The 18,261-nt window shown below is 71.7% G+C and carries 13 protein-coding genes; 5 read left to right on the top strand and 8 right to left on the bottom strand.

Features of this window, described 5'->3' with window-relative positions; all coding sequences use genetic code 11:
- Positions 1-196: 196 nt before the first annotated feature.
- Together ACFVTX_RS07440 and ACFVTX_RS07435 are read right to left on the bottom strand one after the other, a co-directional pair.
- Positions 197-2,938 carry a glycoside hydrolase family 3 C-terminal domain-containing protein gene (locus ACFVTX_RS07440; RefSeq protein WP_386898952.1) on the bottom strand — a complete coding sequence of 914 codons (2,742 nt, stop codon included), beginning with the start codon at positions 2,936-2,938 and terminating at the stop codon, positions 197-199.
- Positions 2,939-2,941: 3 nt separating this feature from the next.
- A complete protein-coding gene (locus ACFVTX_RS07435) occupies positions 2,942-5,395 on the bottom strand; it encodes a glycoside hydrolase family 3 C-terminal domain-containing protein (RefSeq protein WP_386898951.1) in 2,454 nt (817 codons plus the stop codon).
- Positions 5,396-5,462: 67 nt separating this feature from the next.
- Between ACFVTX_RS07435 and ACFVTX_RS07430 the strand changes: the two genes are divergently transcribed.
- A complete protein-coding gene (locus ACFVTX_RS07430) occupies positions 5,463-6,071 on the top strand; it encodes a TetR/AcrR family transcriptional regulator (RefSeq protein ID WP_386898950.1) in 609 nt (202 codons plus the stop codon).
- A gap of 15 nt (positions 6,072-6,086) precedes the next feature.
- Here the strand turns inward: ACFVTX_RS07430 and ACFVTX_RS07425 are convergent, their stop codons facing one another.
- Positions 6,087-6,830, bottom strand: a complete 744-nt coding sequence (locus tag ACFVTX_RS07425; RefSeq protein ID WP_386898949.1) for a formylglycine-generating enzyme family protein — start codon at positions 6,828-6,830, stop codon at positions 6,087-6,089.
- A gap of 65 nt (positions 6,831-6,895) precedes the next feature.
- Between ACFVTX_RS07425 and ACFVTX_RS07420 the strand changes: the two genes are divergently transcribed.
- Complete coding sequence (locus tag ACFVTX_RS07420; RefSeq protein ID WP_386898948.1) at positions 6,896-7,798, top strand: alpha/beta fold hydrolase; 903 nt, start codon at positions 6,896-6,898, stop codon at positions 7,796-7,798.
- Positions 7,799-7,836: 38 nt separating this feature from the next.
- On the opposite strand, the gene ACFVTX_RS07415 is transcribed toward ACFVTX_RS07420, so the two are convergent.
- The gene (locus ACFVTX_RS07415; protein ID WP_386898947.1) at positions 7,837-8,448 is read right to left on the bottom strand and encodes a TetR/AcrR family transcriptional regulator; all 612 of its coding nucleotides are present in this window, start codon (positions 8,446-8,448) and stop codon (positions 7,837-7,839) included.
- A gap of 71 nt (positions 8,449-8,519) precedes the next feature.
- On the opposite strand from ACFVTX_RS07415, the gene ACFVTX_RS07410 reads away from it, so the two are divergent.
- Positions 8,520-9,329 (top strand): SDR family oxidoreductase, encoded by an 810-nt coding sequence (locus tag ACFVTX_RS07410; protein ID WP_386898946.1) that lies wholly within the window; start codon positions 8,520-8,522, stop codon positions 9,327-9,329.
- 36 nt (positions 9,330-9,365) lie between these two features.
- Here the strand turns inward: ACFVTX_RS07410 and ACFVTX_RS07405 are convergent, their stop codons facing one another.
- Positions 9,366-11,669: a HelD family protein gene (locus ACFVTX_RS07405; protein ID WP_386898945.1), complete on the bottom strand. Its 2,304-nt coding sequence runs from the start codon at positions 11,667-11,669 to the stop codon at positions 9,366-9,368.
- The gene (locus tag ACFVTX_RS07400; RefSeq protein WP_386898944.1) at positions 11,666-12,640 is read right to left on the bottom strand and encodes a LysR family transcriptional regulator; all 975 of its coding nucleotides are present in this window, start codon (positions 12,638-12,640) and stop codon (positions 11,666-11,668) included. The genes ACFVTX_RS07405 and ACFVTX_RS07400 overlap by 4 nt, the downstream gene beginning before the upstream one ends.
- Before the next feature lie 77 nt (positions 12,641-12,717).
- Here ACFVTX_RS07400 and ACFVTX_RS07395 point away from each other — a divergent pair, with 77 nt between their 5' ends.
- Positions 12,718-14,454 (top strand): L-aspartate oxidase, encoded by a 1,737-nt coding sequence (locus ACFVTX_RS07395; protein WP_386898943.1) that lies wholly within the window; start codon positions 12,718-12,720, stop codon positions 14,452-14,454.
- Positions 14,455-14,463: 9 nt separating this feature from the next.
- On the opposite strand, the gene ACFVTX_RS07390 is transcribed toward ACFVTX_RS07395, so the two are convergent.
- Both ACFVTX_RS07390 and ACFVTX_RS07385 read right to left on the bottom strand, forming a co-directional pair.
- Positions 14,464-14,949: a nucleoside deaminase gene (locus tag ACFVTX_RS07390; protein WP_386898942.1), complete on the bottom strand. Its 486-nt coding sequence runs from the start codon at positions 14,947-14,949 to the stop codon at positions 14,464-14,466.
- Positions 14,950-15,090: 141 nt separating this feature from the next.
- Entirely contained in the window at positions 15,091-16,230 is a 1,140-nt protein-coding gene (locus ACFVTX_RS07385) for an ROK family protein (RefSeq protein ID WP_386898941.1), read from the bottom strand.
- A 205-nt stretch (positions 16,231-16,435) separates the two neighbouring features.
- Here ACFVTX_RS07385 and ACFVTX_RS07380 point away from each other — a divergent pair, with 205 nt between their 5' ends.
- The gene (locus ACFVTX_RS07380) at positions 16,436-18,181 is read left to right on the top strand and encodes an alpha-glucosidase (RefSeq protein ID WP_386898940.1); all 1,746 of its coding nucleotides are present in this window, start codon (positions 16,436-16,438) and stop codon (positions 18,179-18,181) included.
- The last annotated feature ends 80 nt before the right edge of the window (positions 18,182-18,261 follow it).

Below are 18,261 nucleotides of genomic sequence, written 5' to 3'. Positions count from 1 at the left end.
CGCCTCGTTCACCACCAGACAGTACATGTCCCGCACGAACACGAACGGCCCGGCACCTCGATCGAGGTGCCGGGCCGTTCGGCGTTCAGCCGCTGCCGCTGCTTCTGCAGGAGATTTACGCTGGGACATCCCCTCAGCTGGGGAGAGGTCCCAATTTCCTGCAGAAGCAGAAGCAGCAGCGACGCTCAGCCGAGCGTCACTGGAACAGCTCGGTCTGCAGCAGCGCGTAGCTGATGTTGTGCGCGCGCTCGCGGAGGCCCTCGCCGATGCCGACGGGGTCCTCCTTGTAGGCCTTCTTGACCGCCGAGATCGAGGAGTTCGGCAGCGGGGCGAGCATGAGGTCGTTGCCGTGGCGCACCGCGAGGGTCGGGTCCATGAAGCCGCCGATGACAGCATCCGTCGAGACGACGCCGTCGAAGCCCCACTCGCCGCGCAGCACCTCCTGGAGGAGCTGCTCGTTGCCGCCCGACCAGCTGCCGCCGATGTTGATGAACGACGACATGGCACCGCTCGCGTCGCCCTCCTTGACGCTGATCTCGAAGGGGCGCAGGTAGAGCTCGCGCATGGCCTGCTCGTCGATGAAGACGTTCACACCGGGGAGGCGGGCGTTGATCTCCTGCTCGTTGAGCGCGAAGTGCTTCATGAAGGTGAGCACGTCCTTGCTCTGCGCGCCCGAGATCATGCCGGCGGCCATCTTGCCCGAGACGAGCGGGTCCTCCGAGAAGTACTCGAAGTCGCGGCCGCCCATCGGGGTGCGGTGCAGGTTCATGCCGGGGGCGTACCAGCCCTCGACGCCGTAGGCGTTGGCCTCCGCGCCGATCGACTCGCCGAGCTCGAAGGCGAGCGCGTCGTTCCAGGTGGAGGCGACGACGACCTCGGTCGGGTAGGCGGCGGCCGTGACGTTCCCGAAGAAGAAGCTCAGACCCGAGGGGCTGTCGAACAGGATCGCCGAGGGGATGCCGAGCCGGTCGATCGCCTTCGTCTCGTAGGCGCCCGTCGCGAAGAGGTCGATCTGCTCGTCGAGGGTGAACTGGTCGAGGAACTCCTCCCACTTCGGGTCGTCGAACTCGAGGCCCTGCAGGTCTTCGAGCTTGATCCCGTTGTCGGCTTCGAGGGTGGGCGCGTCGCCGTCGGCGGGTTCGATGGTCGGGTCCATCGCCTCGAGCACGGCGTCGGATGCCACGGGGTCGAGGTCGTCGTCGGAGGGGTAGGTGCCAACCCAGTCGGCGCGCGACAGCGAGGTGAGGCCGTCTGCGGCGTAGCCGAAGCGGTTCTCGAGCTGGGCGCCGGTGGTCTCGTCGGTGTCGTAGACGGTGGTCTCGGCGACGTCGATCGGGAACGTCGCGACCGGGGTGTGCACGTCGGTCGCGACCGAGAGCTGGTACTGGCCGGCGTCGAGCACGTAGGCGCCCTGGTCGAGGTTCCACGAGGCGAGGTCGCGCAGCGCGAAGTCGATGCTCACGGTCTCGTTGGCTCCGGGCTCGAGTGAGGCGGTCTTGGCATAGCCCGCGAGCACGATCGACGACTTCTCGACCCCGCCCTCGAGGTACGGCGCGGAGGCGTAGACCTGCACGACGTCCTTACCGGCGACATCGCCCGTGTTCGTCACGGCGACGTCGATCGAGACCCGGCCGTCGGCGACGACGGGCGCCGAGGCCTGCCGGTCGAAGCCCGTGTAGCTCAGCCCGTAGCCGAAGGGGTACTGCACGGCGGCCTGGTAGCCCGCCTCGTCGCCGAGGTAGCGGGTCTCGTAGTAGCGGTAGCCGACGTAGATGCCCTCTTCGTACTCGAGCAGGCCGCGTTCGGCGTTCTCGTAGCGGTAGTCGCCGAAGTTCTCGGTGGCGGGGGCGCTCGAGACGTCGTACGCGTAGGTGTCGGTGAGGCGGCCCGAGGGGTTCACCTCGCCCGTGAGGATCTTCGCGAGCGACACCGCGCCGCGCGGGCCGGGGGTGCCGATCCAGACGGCGCCGGTGATCTCGGGGTACTCCTCGAGGAACCCGAGCTCCATCTGGTTGCCCGAGTTGACGACGACGACGACCTGGTCGAAGGTGCCGGTCACGGTGTCGAAGAGCGCGCGCTGCTCGTCGGTGAGGGTGAGCTGCTCGGCGGTCATGTCGGTGCTCTCGGTGCCGTCGTTGCCGATCACGACGAGCGCGGTGTCGGAGAACGACTTCGCCTGCGTCATGACGTCGTCGGTGAGGTAGTCGGGGGCGGGCTCCTTCTCGCCGCCGCCCGCGAGCATGTCGACGATCGCGACGAGCCCGTTGGCGGGGCCCTCATCGGTCTTCGCGCCCGCGTCCTCCATCGCCTGCTTGAGCTCGGGGTTCACCTCGACGCCCTGCTCGTCGAGCGCGTCGTAGAGCGTGACGGCGGTCGACTGGTCGGAGCCGCCGGAACCGTTGCCGCCGTAGCGCAGGTTGAACGAGGCGAAGCTGAACACGTTGACGCGCGGCTCGGCGAGCGGCAGCACACCGTCGTTCTCGAGCAGCACGAGGCCCTCGTCGGAGATGCGTTCGGCGACCTCGGCGCCGTGCTCGCGCGCGGCGACGCCGTCGGTGGTCGAGGAGTCGACCTTGATCGAGAGCAGTCGGCTGATGTCGCGCACAGTGGGGGCTGCGAGCACGGCGATGATCGCGACGACGGCGACGACGACGCTCCAGCCGACGATGCGGCGGGGGCGGTGCTTGACCTTGCGGTAGACGCGCTCGCGACGCGAGTCCTCACGGCGCTCGGCGCGCGTCATCTCGGCGCGGGCGGCCTTGCGCTCGGCCTTCGCCGCGCGCTTGGCCGCACGCGCCTCGGCCTTGTGAGCGGCCTTCGCGGCCTTCCGCTCGGCGGCGGGCATGGCCGCGAGTTCGGCCTTCCACTGCTTCGCGAGTTCGCGTTCGGCGCGCACCCGGGCGAGCGCCTCCTGCTTGATCTCCTTGCGTGTCGCCACGTCTCAGTCCTCTCCCCGCGTCCGTGCGGTTCGTCGTGATGCCCGCCAGGCGGCGAAGCTGCGGGTCATGCCCCGCCAGAAGCGGCCGTTGACCGCGATGAGCAGACCGTCGACCATGTCGTCGTCGACCGAGCCGCCCGAGAGTCGGGCGATGGATCGGAACGGCAGTTCGAGGGCGAATCGGGTGTTGTTCGCCGCGTGCGGGCGGCCGAGCCGCATGAGCAGGCGGCTGGTGCCGTCGATGAGCCAGTAGAGGAAGCTCGCGAACCCGCCGCGTCCCTTCGTCTGCGCGACGATGTCGTCTCGGGTGAGCGGGCGGCCGACGGGCCAGTTCGGGTCGGGCAGCGGTCGCCCGAGCAGGGTCTCGAACTCCGCGTCGCTCACGAGGTCGACGCGACCGCTCGCATAGTGCGGCAGTTCGGATGCCATGGGGCCCGGCATCGGCCCGCCCTCGACCTCGATCGCGGCGCGCGCACGGATGTCGCGCGACGACGCCCCCACGAGCACCGTGTACGCGCCGCCGACGGTGCGCCAGTCGTCGGCGCCCGCGTCGAACACGTCGAAGGCGTGCTCGGCGTACGGGATCTCGACCGTGGCATCCGCCCCGGCTTCGAGCTCGACCTTCGCGAAGCCGCGCAGTTCGCGCGCCGCACGGATCTCGCCGACGGCGGCGCCGGGCGCCTCGAGGTAGAGCTGCACCGTCTCGGTGCCGGCGCGATCGCCCGTGTTCGTCACGGTGACGCGCGCCGAACGCGGGCCGACCTCGAGCGCCGAATAGGCGAACGAGGTGTAGCCGAGCCCGTGCCCGAAGGGGTAGCGCACGGGGGCGCCGATCTTGTCGTAGTGGCGGTAGCCGACGTAGAGGTGCTCGCGGTGCTCGCTCGTGGCCTCGGTGCGGCCGAAGCTCGCGGAGGAGGCGACGTCCTCGTAGCGGAGCGGGTAGGTCTCGGCGAGCCGGCCGCCGGGGTTCACGACGCCCGTGAGCACCTCGGCGACGGCGCGGCCGCCGCCCTGGCCGGCGAGCGAGCTGTGCACGATCGCGTCGACCTCGCCCGCGAAGGGCAGCTCGACGGGGGCGCCGCCCGCGAGCACGACGACGATGCGGGCGTCGAGCGCCGTGAGTTCGCGCACGAGCGCGAGCTGGTTCTCGGCGAGACGCATGTGCTTGCGGTCGACGCCCTCGGCCTCGGCCGACTCGTCGAGCCCGAGGAAGAGCAGCACGACGTCGGCCCGCCGCGCGAGGCGCAGGGCGGCCCGGTGGTGCGACCGCGAGACGCGATCCATGCGGGCGAAGCCCGGTTCGTAGCCGATGACGTCGAGGGTCGAGTCGCGCAGCGCGTCGAGCGCCGCGTCGACGCGGGTGGGGTTCACGAGCGAGCTGCCCGCGCCCTGGAAGCGCGGGTGCTTGGCGAAGTCGCCGATGACGGCGACCCTTCCGGCGTCGGCGCCGAGCGGCAGCATGCCGTCGCGGTTCTCGAGCAGCACGATCGAGCGGCGGGCGGCCTCGACGGCGAGCTCGTGATGGGCGTCGAGATCGGCGGCGGAACCCGCCGTCTGCCCCGTGGCATCCGGGTCGGCGGGCGCGGTGCGCTCGACGAGGGCGAGGAGTTCGGCGACCCGCGCGTCGAGCACCGACTCGTCGAGTTCGCCCCGTTCGACGGCTGCGACGACCTCGCGGTCGGTGACGCCGTCGGTCGAAGGCATCTCGAGGGCGTTGCCCGCGACGAGGCCCGCGACACGGTCGTTGTTGCCGCCCCAGTCGGTGACGACGAGCCCCTCGAAGCCCCAGCGGCGGCGCAGGATCTCGTCGAGGAGGAGCCGGTGCTCGTTCGCGTAGGTGCCGTTGATCTTGTTGTACGCGCTCATCACCGTCCACGCGTCGCCCTCGGTGATCGCGATGCGGAAGCCCTCGAGGTACAGCTCGTGCAGCGCCCGGGTGTCGACGACCTCGTCGATCGACATGCGGTGCGTCTCCTGGCTGTTGACCGCGAAGTGCTTGACGCTCGCGGCGACGCCCCGCGACTGGATGCCGCGCACCATCGCCGCGGCGAGGGTGCCCGCGAGCAGGGGGTCTTCGGAGAAGTACTCGAAGTTGCGGCCGGCGAGCGGGTTGCGCTTGAGGTTCAGGCCCGGGCCGAGGAGCACGCTCACCCGTTCGGCGGCGGCCTCGGAGCCGAGGGCTTCGCCGACGCGGCCGACGAGGGCGGCGTCCCAGCTGTTCGCGAGGGCGGCGGCCGGCGGGAAGCAGGTCGCGGGGATGCTCGCGTTCAGGCCGAGGTGGTCGGCGGCGCCCGCCTGCTTGCGCAGCCCGTGGGGGCCGTCGGTCAGCATGATCGACGGCACGCCGAGGCGCTCGATGGGCTTCGTATTCCAGAAGTTCGCCCCCGAGGTGAGCGACGCCTTCTCGTGCAGCGTCATGCGCTCGATCGGTCGGGCGTCATTGCGTTGGGAGGACACGATTGGCTAGTCTAGACGAAGTTCCACCATGTGGTGGAAATTGAATTCAGCGCCGAAGGAGCCGATCGTGACCGATTCCCCCGCCACGCTGCGCTCCCACGGCTACGCGACCGGTCACGCGACGAAGCAGCTGATCGTCGCCCGTGCGGCCGAGGCCTTCGCGCAGAAGGGGTTCTACGGGGCATCCGTACGATCGATCGCACGCGAAGCGGGCGTCGACCACACGACCCTGCTGCACCACTTCGGCAACAAGGTCGCGCTGCTGCTCGCCGTGCTCGAATGGCACGACCTCGAGGGCGCCCCCGAGGTGCTCCCCACCGTGGTCGACGCCGAACTGCTCCTCGAGGGCTTCGTCGGCGTCGCCCGGCGCAACGAGGCCACCCCCGGTCTCGTGAACCTGCTCTCGACGCTCACGGCCGAGGCCGGCAGCCCCGACCACCCCGCACGCACCGCTCTGCAGAAGCGCCATGCCCTGCTCGTCGGGCTCATCGCCCCGGCGATCCGCACCCGCCGCGAGCAGGTCTCGATCGACGACGACCTCACCCCCGAGCAGCGCGCCGGCGTCGTCATCGCGACGTGGGAGGGCCTGCAGGTCTACAGCGCGCTGCACCCCGGCGAGCTCGACGTGCCCGCGCTCGTCGAGCAGACCTTCCGGCGGGCGTTCGGGCTCGACTGAGCCGGGCGCGACCGCTCAGCGCCGCGGCGTCCAGCCGGGCGGCAGCGGGCCGTCGACGTCGGCGCGCTCGAGGTCGGCGGCCGCCGACCACCCCTGCGCGGCATCCGTGCCGTCGAAGCCGCCACGCGCGACGCGGAAGCCGAGGTCCTCGTGGTGCATGCGGGGCGCGCCGCCGCGCCTCGTCGAGGCGCGCACGCTCCACGCGTCGTCGGCGAAGCCGCCGCCGCGGAACACCCGGTAGTCGTCGTAACGGGCGGGATCGAGGAGATCCCAGCACCACTCCCAGACGTTGCCGAGGGTGTCGAACAGTCCGTTGAGGTTCGGCAGCCTGCCGCCGATGGGCTGCGGGGTGCCGACCCCGTCGGCGGCCGTCCAGGCGACCTCGGCGAGCGGGCCGTAGTGCGGGCCGGTCGAGCCGGCACGGCAGGCGAACTCCCACTCAGCCTCGGTCGGCAGGCGGTAGCCGTCGGAGTCGACGTGCCAAGTGACCTCCTCGCCGTCGACGCCGTACGCGGGGTCGAGGCCCTCCCACTCCGAGGCGGCGTTGCAGAAGCGGATCGCGCGCAACCAGCTGACCTCGGTCGCCGGTCGCCGCGGGTGCGACGCCGTCTCGCCGAGCAGTTCGCCGAGCTGCTCCTGCGTCACCGGGTACACGCCGATCTCGAACGGTTCGAGCTCGACGCTCCAGCGCCGCTTGCGGCGCGCGTCGTGGAGGGTGACGGTGCCCGCGGCGATGCGCGCGAGTTCGAGGTCGGCCATCCGGGCAGTCTGGCACGCGCGGACGGGGGCTGGCGGCGCCATGTCGCCTTTGGGAGAGTTCGAGCATGGCCGCAACGCCCATCTCGCCCACTCGGAAGGACCTCGCCGGATGCCTCGACGAGACGCCGCACACGGTCTCGACGACGTCCGGGCCGGTCGAGTATGCCAAGCGCGGCGACGGCGATCCGGTCCTCGCCGTCCACGGCACGCTCGGCGGATGGGATCAGGGCCTCGTGGCGGCGGAGTTCCTGCGCGTGAACGGGTACGGGGTCATCGCGCCGAGCCGGCCGGGATACCTGGGAACACCGCTGTCGACCGGGCGCACCTTCGCCCAGCAGGGCGATGCCCTCGCGGCGTTGCTCGATGCGCTCGCCATCGACCGCATCGCGGTGATCGCCGCATCAGGCGGTGGGCCCGCGGGCTACGAGCTCGCTGCGAGGCATCCCGATCGTGTGAGCCGGCTCGTCCAGATCGACGGTGTCTGCATCCCCGGTCCGATCCCGCGGGTCCCGACGAGCATCGCCGCGCGCGACAGCTTCGCGCGGGCCCAGATCTGGCTGCTCCGACATGCGACGAGGCCGACCCTCACGGCGCTGCTCCGTGCGGTGGGCAGCGACACCCGGGCGGTGACGTCCGCTCGTGCGCAGCGGCTCGCGGCGATCCCGGGCAGCACGGCGACCCTCGAGGCGTCGCTGCGGGCCTCGCTCGGCGCGGCGCGACGACGTCCGGGCGTGAAGAACGACTTCACCGTGTTCGTGCCTGCGCCGCTGGACCGCATCACCTGCCCCACCCTGATCGTGCATGCGCGCTCGGACAAGGCGGTGCCTCCGGCGAACGCCGAATACGCCCATGCGAACATCCGCGGGTCGGAGCTCTACTGGATGGACGGATCGCACGTCGCGTTCGCGCTCGAGGCCGCCGACTCCGCGCCGGCGCATGTCGTCGACTGGCTTCGCGACGCCGGCTGACCGGCCTCCCGCGCGACGGGTGGACGCCGACCGGCGGCTCAGTCGAGGCTCGTCCCCGGGACCGTGATCTCGATCCAGGCGAGCGTCTGCTCGACGGCGTCGGCGGGGTCGCCTTCGCCACCGGCTTCGACCCAGCTCGTGAGCGCGGCGAAGGTCGCCGCCTGGAGGGCTGCCGCGAGCGCACGGCAGGTGCCGGCGGATGCGCCGGGCAGCAGGCGACGCAGGAACTCCGCGAGTCGCCCGGTCCAGGCGTGGTCTGCGGCGGCCGCGGTGGCGGCGAGCTCGGGTTCGCTCGCGATCAGACGGAACCAGGCCTCCGCGCTGCGGCGCACGTGCGCGTCGTGCGAGACCGACGCGACGATCGCCCGGCGGACGGCGTCGGCGACCGGCATCGCAGGGTCCATCTCGGCGATCGAATGCGCGAGCCGGTCGTTCGCCGACGCGACCTCGGCCCAGGCGATGCGGTCGCGGGTGCCGAAGTGGCGCATCAGGGTGCGCGCGCTCACCCCGGTGGCCTCGGCCAGCTCCTTCCAGCCGGTCGCCGCATACCCGCGCTCCGACCAGAGGGCGAGTGCCGCCTCGGCGACCGCGGCCCCGTCGACGATGCTCGGCCGGCCGCGGCCGCGGCCATGGGTCGACTGGGTCTCCATGCCACCTCCAAGTATTTTGACGTAGTGTGTCAAATATAGTTCTCGCTTCACGAATCGGAAGGACACACACCATGACCCGCAAGTACGTCGTGACGGGCTCCGCCTCGGGTATCGGCGCCGCGACGAAGCGCGCCCTCCTCGCGCAGGGCGCGACCGTGATCGGAGTCGACCTCCGCGACGCCGACGTCGAGGCCGACCTGTCGACCGCCGAAGGCCGCGACGCGGCCGTCGCGAAGGTGCTCGAGCTCTCGGAGGGCGTGGTCGACGGCGTCATCGCGTGCGCCGGCATCTCGGCCCCCGCGCCGATCACGATGTCGGTCAACTTCTTCGGCGTGACGGCCGTGCTCGAGGGCCTGTTGCCCGCCCTGCGCGCCTCCTCGGCCCCGCGCGCAGCGGTCGTCTCCTCGATGGCCTCCCTCCAGCCCGTGGCCCCCGCGGTCGTCGATGCGGCGCTCGCCGGCGACGAACCCGGCGCACTCGCGGCAGCCGCGGCACTCGCCGAGCAGGGCCCCGAGCTCGGCTACCTCGCCTACCCCTCGTCGAAGCGGGCGCTCTCTCGCTGGGTGCGACGCGAGTCGATCAGCGAGGCGTGGGCCGGCTCCGGGATCCCGCTCAACGCCGTCGCCCCCGGCACCGTCATCACCCCGATGACCGAGAAGCTCCTCGACAACCCCGAAGGGCTCGCGATGGTCGACGCCGCCGTGCCGATGCCGCTCAACTACCACCAGCCGGCCGAGTCGATCGCGAACCTGCTCATCTGGCTCACGAGCGCCGAGAACACGCACATGGCCGGCCAGACGATCTACTGCGACGGCGGCGCGGACGCGACGCTCCGCGGCGACGACATCTGGTCGTGGAACGACCCCGCACCCACCGCGTAGGCCGCGCGCGCCGACACGTCGCGAGCGTCGCGCACCTCAGCCGATGACGTCGCCCGCCTCGACGACGGTGAGCCGCTGCGTCGGCCGGGTGAGGGCGACGTAGAGCCGCTTCCACGTCGCGACCGAGACCGCGTCGGGCGACGGCATCGGCGGCACGGCGACCACGACGGCGTCGAATTCGAGGCCCTTCGCGTCGTCGGGGGTGCCGATCCAGAGACGGTCGGATGCCGCGTGGCCGGCCGCCTTCGCGGCGGCCGAGCGGGCCGTCTCGGCGTCGCGCACCTCGCGCAGCGCACCGAGCACGCCGAGCGGGGCGATCACCCCGACCGTGCCCTCGCTCTCGGCGAGCGCGTCGACCGTGGCGCGAGCGGCGGCCTCGCCGAGTTCGGCGGAAGGCACCCGCACGAGCCGCGGCTCGTGCTCGCCGTCGCGCGCCGAGGCCGGTTCGGCAACCCCCGGGTCGATGCGGCGCAGCACCCCGGTCGCGAGTCGCATGATGCGGCCGGGCGTGCGGTAGTTGACGGTGAGATCGGTGCGCCGCCAGCGCGGCACCTGCGGGTCGAGAAGGCCCTCCCAGGTGAACGGCGCATCGGTCGCCGTGTACTGGTTGGCGTCGCCGACGAGCGTCATCGACCGCGACGGGCAGCGGCGGATGAGCGCGCGCAGCAGCATCGGGCTCGTCTCCTGCGCCTCGTCGACGATGACGTGGCCGTAGACCCATTCGCGGTCGAACATGGCCCGCTCGGCGGGCGTGCGGCCGTCGCCCGCGAGCTGCCGGTCGGCGAGCGTCGCGGCGGTCACGATCGAGACGGGGGCGGCCAGATGGTCTTCGTCGGCGTCGGCGTCTTCGACCATGTCGAGCACGTTCTGCGCGTAGGCGAGGTCGACGGCGCGGTCGGCGCGGGCTCGGGCCGCGGCGGCGACCGCGGGCCGGGGGTCGTCGCCGAGGAGTTCGGCGAGCTCGTCGACGAGGGGGATGTCGGCGGGGGTGAGCCCGTGCTCGCGGGGCCGCAGGAGGGCGGCGCGGAGCGCCGGATCGAGCCCGGGGAACGCGGCGTCGAGCCGCTCGGGGTCGCTGAACAGGGCGCGCACGACCTCGACGGGGTCGAGCAGCGGCCAGAGCTCGTCGAAGAGCTCCTGCACGGCCGGGTCCTCGGCCCAGTCGGCGCGCCGCTCGTGGTCCTCCATCGCCGAGCTGCCGTGGTCGGCGTCCTCCAGCCGGAGGATCTCGGTGAGCAGCGCCCTCTCGAACTTCGGGCGTGCGGCGTTGTGCGGGGTGCCGCCCTGGCGGCCGCGCATGCGCACGCGGTGCAGCAGACGGCCGTCGAGCGTCATCGGCTTGAGGCCGGCGGGTCGGAGCACCCGGCTGCCGCCGGGCACCTCGACCTCGTGCACGGCCCGCTTCAGGGCGTCGATGATCTCGAGGCGGCCCTTGAACTCGGCGGCACGGGCCGACTCGCTCGCGGTCGCCGTGACGCCCGGCACGAGGGTGCTCGGGGTGACGAGCACGGCGGAGTCCTCGCCGAGCGAGGGCAGCACCTGCGAGATGTACTCGAGGAACCGCGGGTTCGGGCCGACGATGAGCACGACCGACTTCGCGAGCCGGTTGCGGTGCTCGTAGAGCAGGTAGGCGGCGCGCTGCAGGGCGACCGCGGTCTTGCCCGTGCCCGGCCCGCCCTGCACGACGAGGGTGCCGGCGAGCGGCGAGCGGATGATCGCGTCCTGTTCGCGCTGGATGGTGCCGACGATGTCGCTCATGTGCGCGGTGCGCGGGCGATCGAGCGCGGCCAGCAACGCGGCATCCCGCACCTCGCCGTCGCCGCCCAGCCCCTCGAGCTCGTCGAGGAGGAGCGACTCGTCGTAGACGCCCGTCACCGTGCGGTCGGTCGCGGTGATGCGTCGGCGCGCCCTGACCCCCTCGCGGTGCAGGGGCGTCGCCGTGTAGAAGGGGCGGGCGACGGGCGCGCGCCAGTCGACGAGCAGCCGCTCGCCGTCGTCGGGGTCGCTGAGCCCGATTCGCCCGATGCGGAACCGCTGGCCCTCGTCGGTCTCGACGCCGCCGAGCAGCAGCCCGTACGAGGCGGTGCGGAGGCCCTGGAGCCGCTGCGCGTGATGCGCGACGAGCGCGTCGCGCTCGGTGAGGTTGAGCTCGTCGCTGGGCCGGGCGAGCATCGCCCGGAGGTACTCGGACTCCTGATCGACGAGCTCGGTGACGACCTCGCGGATGCGGTCGAGCGCCGCCTGCTCTTCGGCGATCGGCGTGGTGGAGATGCTGCTGCTGATGACGTGCCCCCTCGGAACAGCGGAGCCGTCAATTCTACCTGCGCCGGGGGCACTCACTCCGCCGCGAGCCGCATCGTCGCGCCCGCACGCGCCGCGAACGCCGTGACCCCCACGGCGATCGTCTGCCGCATGACCTCGACGGCGGCGGTCGGCGCGACGCCGACGGGGGCGGCGAGGCTGATCGTGCGCTCGAGCGTCGACCCGCCATTGGGACCGCCCCTCGCCCCGCCCGTCGCCCCTCGCCTCGACCCCAGCCGCACCGAGCGCAGCCCCGGCCGGTCGATGAGCACGAGCGCCGGCACGATCGCGACGCCGAGCCCGCGTTCGACGAACCGCAGCACGGCGTCCATCTCGGCGCCCTCGAGCACGACCTCGGGCGTGAGCCCCGCGGCCCTGAACGCGGCATCGGTCGCACTGCGCAGGTCGTAGCTCGCACTGAACACGATCTGCGGCAGTGCGGCGACGCCCGCGAGGTCGATCGTGTCGCGGTCGGTGATCGGAGGCCGCGCGGCCGAGGAGATCACCACGAGCTCTTCGACGAGCAGGGGCGTCACGGTGAACCGCTCGGCCGACGAGGCATCCGTCGTGGTGATGAGCGCGAGGTCGAGCTCGCCCGCGGCGAGCTCGTCGAGCAGGGCGCGCGATCCGCGCTCCGAGAGATGAAGCTCGATGGCCGGATGCTCCGCGTGGAACGCGCTCAGCACCTCGGCGACGAGGCTGATGCACAGCGTCGGGGTGGCGCCGAGGCGCACCCGGCCGCGTTCGAGGCCGGCGAGCTCGGCGAGTTCGCGGCGCACCGACTCGGCGTCGGCGAGCATGCGGCGGGCGAGCGGCAGCAGGGACTCGCCGGCGACCGTGAGCGTCGAGCCGCCGCGGGCGCGATGGAAGAGGTCGGCGCCGAGGTCGTGCTCGAGAGCGGCGATCTGGCGGCTGAGCGAGGGCTGCGCGAGGTAGAGCTCTTCGGCGGCGCGAGTGAAGTTGCCGAAGCGGGCGACCTCGACGAAGCCGCGCAGTTGCTCGAGGTTCATATCCATAGCGTATGCGCATTGAACTCACGCAAGATATGCATTGGAGTAATTCACGGTGCCTGCTTAGCGTGGTGCGCATGACCGCTTCAGAACGTCGCCTCTCCACCTCCGTGCTCGTCATCGGCACCGGCGGCTCGGGCCTGCGCGCCGCCATCGAGCTCGCCGAGGCCGGCGTCGACGTGCTCGCGCTCGGCAAGCGCCCCAAGCACGACGCCCACACCTCGCTCGCCGCGGGCGGCATCAACGCCGCACTCGCCACCATGGACGCCGACGACAGCTGGCAGCAGCACGCCGCCGACACCCTGAAGGAGAGCTACCTCCTCGCCGACCCGCGCACGGTCGAGACCGTCACGAAGGGCGCCGCCCGCGGCATCGACGACCTCGAGCGCTACGGCATGCCGTTCGCGCGCGAGGCCGACGGCCGCATCTCGCAGCGCTTCTTCGGCGCGCACACCTACCGCCGCACCGCGTTCGCGGGCGACTACACGGGCCTCGAGATCCAGCGCACCCTCGTCAACCGTGCCGCGCAGCTCGACATCCCGGTGCTCGACACCGTCTACGTCACCCGCCTCCTCGTGAACGACGACGGCGCGATCTTCGGCGCCTACGGCTTCGACCTCGAGACCGGCACCCGGTACCTCATCCACGCCGACGCCGTCATCCTCGCCGCCGGCGGCCACAACCGCATCTGGCGGCGCACCTCCTCGCGGCGCGACGAGAACACGGGCGACTCGTGGCGCCTCGCCGTCGAGGCCGGCGGCCGGGTGCGCGACCCCGAGCTCGTCCAGTTCCACCCCTCGGGCATCATCGAGCCCGAGAACGCCGCGGGCACCCTCATCAGCGAGGCGGCGCGCGGCGAAGGCGGCATCCTCACCAACGGCCTCGGCGAGCGCTTCATGCACAAGTACGACCCCGAGCGCCTCGAGCTGTCGACCCGCGACCGCGTGGCCCTCGCCTGCTACACCGAGATCAAGGAGGGGCGCGGCACCGCGAACGGCGGTGTCTGGCTGGATGTCTCGCACCTGCCCCGCGAGACGATCATGCAGCGCCTCCCCCGCGTCTACCAGACCATGCTCGAACTGCAGATGCTCGACATCACGAAGCAGCCGATCGAGATCGCGCCCACCGCGCACTACTCGATGGGCGGCGTCTGGGTGCGCCCCGACGACCACGGCACGGATGTCCCGGGCCTCTACGCCATCGGCGAGGCATCCAGTGGGCTGCACGGCGCGAACCGGCTGGGCGGCAACTCGCTCATCGAACTGCTCGTCTTCGGGCGCATCGTCGGCGAGGCCGCGGCCGCCTACTCGGCCGGCCTCACGGCGCAGCAGCGCTCGGCGAGCGCGGTGCAGGCCGCGCGCGACGAGATCGACGCCCTCCTCGCCGCCGGCGGCAGCGAGAACGTGCGCGCCCTCCAGCGCGCCATCCGCGACACCATGACCGAGCACGCCGGCGTCGTGCGCGACGAGCCGGGTCTTCGCGCCGGGCTCGCCGAGCTCGACGCGATCGAGGCGCGTCTCGCCGACGTCGGCGTGCACCCCGACATCGCCGGCTACCAGGACCTCGCGCACGCCTTCGACCTCAAGTCGGCGGCGCTCGCGGCTCGTGCGACGCTCGAAGCGGCGCTGGAGCGGCGCGAGACCCGCGGCTGCCACAACCGCAGCGACTACCCGTCGATCGACGAGACGCTGCAGGTGAACCTCGTCTGGTCGCCGTCGACGGGGGTGACCCGCGAGGAGATCCCACCGATCTCCGCCGAGATCTCGGCGCTCATGCGCGAGGAGGTCTCGGTGGCGGGCAAGCTCGTCGAGTAGCCGGGGCCGCTACCCTGCGGCGACCTCGTGCTCGATGAGCACCCGCACCTCGGCCACGAGCTCGTCGACCGGCCCCTCGACGGGCAGGCCGGGCGCGACCGCCGTGATCGGCAGCGGCGCGACGGGTGCCGCCGGGGCGCCGAGCTCGCGGCGCCACCCAGTGATCTGCTCGGCCGAGGCGACGTAGACGATGCGGCCGAGCCCCACCCAGGCGTGCGCGGCCGAGCACATCGGGCAGTGCTCACCCGAGGTGTACACCGTCGAAGCGGCCCGCTCGTCGGCGGTGAGATTCGTCGCCGCCCAGCGGGCGATCTCGAACTCGGGATGCCGCGTCGGGTCACCGGTGCTCGCGTCCCGGTTGCGGTCGGCGAACCGTTCGACGCCGGCCGCGTCGACGAGCACGGACCCGAACGGGCCGTCGCCCGAGTCGAGCGCTTGGCGGGCGAGTTCCACCGCGCGGCGCAGGTGGATGAGGTCTGCTTCGGAGATCGTCATGGAGTCAAGCTTGGCGCCGGAGAGAGCCGAAGGCGAGCGTCGCCGGCGCCGAGGCTCATCGCGACCGACGAGGGAAAGTCGTTACCTACACCGGGGAGCTGCCGCCGCCCACGATGGGCTGACGCGTCGACGAGTCGTTCCTTACGGCGACGGTCGGCTCCTCGTGAGCACGTAGCCCTGGATCGCAAGCGCCGCGGCGCCGCGGCACCAGCTCTCGTCATCGCCCGGAGTCAGCTCGACGCGCACCTCGGAGGCCCGCGGATCGCGATGCTCCACGATGCCGGCGCGCACCGCGTCCAACGCGATCGCAGCGAGCCCGACCCCTTCGCCGCCGAGCACGACGAGATCCGGTGCAGCGAGGTTCGCGACCGCCGCGATGAGGCGTCCGAGCGCTCGCGCCGACGCGGTGACGATCCGTTCCACGGCGGGCTCGCCGGCAGCGGCGAGCGCGAGCACCTCACCCCATGGGACCGCGCGCCCGAGCGCCGTCGACACATCGCGTTCGATCGCCGGGATGGTCAGCATCCCGTCGGCGCAGCCACGATGCCCGCGCGAGCACAACGGTCCGAGCGGGTCGAGCGGCCAGTGACCGACGAGGCCGACCCCCGAATCCTCGTTCGAGAGCAGTCGCCCGTTCGCGACGCACCCGTACCCGACTCCCGCCCCGATCGTCAGCGTGGCGAAGTTCGCGTGGCCGGTACCGAGCCCGAACCAGTGCTGGGATTCGGTGAAGGCCGTCAGGTCGTTCGCGGCGAAGACCGGCAGTTCGACGAGCTCTTCGACGAGCTTCGCGAGCGGCACGTCGGCCCAGTCCAGGAACGGCGCGCTCGCGACCGTCCCGTCCTGCGTCACGACTCCGCCGAGGCCGATGCCGACGGCGTCGAGGTCGCGCCGAGTGCGTGCGTCGCGCACGAGCCCGACGATCTGCGCGACGACCTCCTCGGGGTGACGGGACGCCAGCGGGAACTCCCGGTACTCGAGCACCTCGGCGCGGAGGTTCGTCACGGCGGACATCATGGCGCGGCCGGTCAGCTTCACCCCGATGAAGTGGTGCGACTCTGGGACGACGTCGAGCGGGATGGAGGGTCGACCGGTGCCGCGCTTCGCCGCGTGCGGCGTCTCGACGAGGAGGCCCGAGCGGATGAGCTCGCCACTGATCCGAGTGAGCGTCGCCGGGGCGAGATCGAGTCGGCGAGCGAGCTCCGATCGGCCGAGCGGCCCATGGAGCATCACCTCGAGCGCGACCGCTTGCGAGAGCTCGTCTCTCGGCTGCCACCCCATCTCGACCCTTCCTCCGACGTGAAGAAACCTACCCCAACGGATCGGTCGGAGCCGGCGGTTTGACCTGAACTTTTTTCCTGTGATGAAATAACTCCGACAGCCGGCTCGTGGCTGTCCTGATTCTGGAGGAACGTGCAATGGCGCAGACCACCTTCGTCGCGGGCGCTGGGTCGCTCGCCGACATCGCTTCGCGGGCGGTCCGCTCATGACGCTCTCCGAGATCCTCGTCGCCGACGGCGGTATCCCCGAACAGGCCGAGTGGTGGAAGCACGCCGTCGTGTACCAGGTGTACCCGCGGAGCTTCCAGGACTCGGACGGCGACGGGATCGGCGATCTCCGGGGCATCCTGCAGCGCCTCGACCACCTCGAGCGGCTCGGCATCGACGTCGTCTGGCTCTCACCGATCTACCGGTCCCCCCAGGCCGACAACGGGTACGACATCAGCGACTACCAGGCCATCGATCCCACCTTCGGCACGCTCGACGACTTCGACGAGCTCCTGGCCGCGATGCACGCCCGCGGCATGAAGCTCGTCATGGACCTCGTCGTCAACCACACCTCCGACGAGCACCCGTGGTTCGTCGAATCCCGCCAGGGCCTCGACTCGCCCAAGCGCGATTGGTACTGGTGGCGCGGGGCACGGCCGCAGCACGAGCCGGGCCTCCCGGGCAGCGAGCCCACGAACTGGGAGTCGTTCTTCTCGGGACCGGCCTGGACCTTCGACGAGCGGACGGGCGAGTACTACCTGCACCTGTTCGCCTCGAAGCAGCCCGACCTCAACTGGGAGAACCCGGAAGTGAGGGCGGCGGTCTACGAGATGATGCGCTGGTGGCTCGACCGCGGCGTCGACGGCTTCCGCATGGACGTCATCAACCTCATCTCGAAGCATCCCGAGCTGCCCGATGGCATCGTCGCCGAGGGACGCGCCTACGGCGACGGCTTCCCCCACTACTCCGCCGGCCCGCGCCTGCACGAATACCTGCAGGAGATGCACCGCGAGGTCTTCGACGGCCGCAGCGCCCTGCTCACCGTCGGCGAGACGCCGGGCGTCACCAAGTCCGAGGCAGCACTGTTCTCCGACCCTGCCCGCCGCGAACTCGACATGGTCTTCCAGTTCGAGCACGTCAGCCTCGACCACGCGGACGGGAAGTTCCGACCTCGTCGGCTCGAACCCGGCGAACTCGCGTCGTCGTTCACCGAATGGCAGGACGCGCTCGCGGCGGTCGGCTGGAACAGCCTGTACCTGTCGAACCACGATCAGCCGCGCCCCGTCAGCAGGTTCGGCGACGCCGAGCGATGGTGGCGCGAATCCGCGACGGCGCTCGCGACGGTACTGCACCTGCAGCGCGGAACACCGTACGTCTACCAGGGCGAGGAGCTCGGCATGACGAACGCTCCGTTCGCCGAGATCGGCGACTACCGCGATCTCGAATCGCTCAACTACTTCGCGGAAGCCACCACCCGCGGCGAGGAGCCCGCCGCGGTCATGGCCGGGCTGCTCGCGATGGGCCGCGACCACGCCCGCACTCCCGTGCAGTGGACGGCCACGGCGAACGCCGGCTTCTCAGACGGCGAGCCGTGGATCCGGGTGAATCCGAACCACGTGGAGGTCAATGCCGCGGCGCAGTACGACGCACCGGGTTCGATCTTCGAGCACTACCGCGCGCTCATCGAGCTGCGACACCGCCGGCCGGTCGTCGCCCACGGTACCTTCGCGCGGGTCGACGCCGGCGATTCCGCCGTCTTCGCCTTCGAACGGAAGCTCGACGGCGACGCGCTGCTCGTGATCTCGAACCTCTCCTCTGAGCCGCGACGAGTCGAACTCGACTCCGAACTCGCCGCGGGATGGCGCGACGCGGAGCTGCTGCTGAGCAACGGCGCGAGCGACCACCGGATCGACGCGACACTCACCCCGTGGGAGGCGAAGGTCTACACACGGCACGACGAGTGAGTCCGACCGTTCGGGCGCCTCCTGCCGCGCTGTCTCGGGGCCGAGATCATCCTCTGGCACCCCGCGCGGATGCTCGCTGG

This window comes from Agromyces sp. NPDC058136, from assembly GCF_042884375.1.
Classification (GTDB): Bacteria; Actinomycetota; Actinomycetes; order Actinomycetales; family Microbacteriaceae; genus Agromyces.
Note: the sequence above shows the minus strand (reverse complement) of the source record. Positions and strands in the feature narration are given on the sequence as shown.

Excerpts from the sequence above, each read along its gene's own strand:
- ACFVTX_RS07425 (WP_386898949.1), bottom strand. The coding sequence starts at position 6,830 with ATGGCCGACCTCGAACTCGCGCGCATCGCCGCGGGCACCGTCACCCTC.
- ACFVTX_RS07420 (WP_386898948.1), top strand. The coding sequence starts at position 6,896 with ATGGCCGCAACGCCCATCTCGCCCACTCGGAAGGACCTCGCCGGATGC.
- ACFVTX_RS07415 (WP_386898947.1), bottom strand. The coding sequence starts at position 8,448 with ATGGAGACCCAGTCGACCCATGGCCGCGGCCGCGGCCGGCCGAGCATC.
- ACFVTX_RS07410 (WP_386898946.1), top strand. The coding sequence starts at position 8,520 with ATGACCCGCAAGTACGTCGTGACGGGCTCCGCCTCGGGTATCGGCGCC.
- ACFVTX_RS07400 (WP_386898944.1), bottom strand. The coding sequence starts at position 12,640 with ATGAACCTCGAGCAACTGCGCGGCTTCGTCGAGGTCGCCCGCTTCGGC.
- ACFVTX_RS07395 (WP_386898943.1), top strand. The coding sequence starts at position 12,718 with ATGACCGCTTCAGAACGTCGCCTCTCCACCTCCGTGCTCGTCATCGGC.
- ACFVTX_RS07390 (WP_386898942.1), bottom strand. The coding sequence starts at position 14,949 with ATGACGATCTCCGAAGCAGACCTCATCCACCTGCGCCGCGCGGTGGAA.
- ACFVTX_RS07385 (WP_386898941.1), bottom strand. The coding sequence starts at position 16,230 with ATGGGGTGGCAGCCGAGAGACGAGCTCTCGCAAGCGGTCGCGCTCGAG.
- ACFVTX_RS07380 (WP_386898940.1), top strand. The coding sequence starts at position 16,436 with ATGACGCTCTCCGAGATCCTCGTCGCCGACGGCGGTATCCCCGAACAG.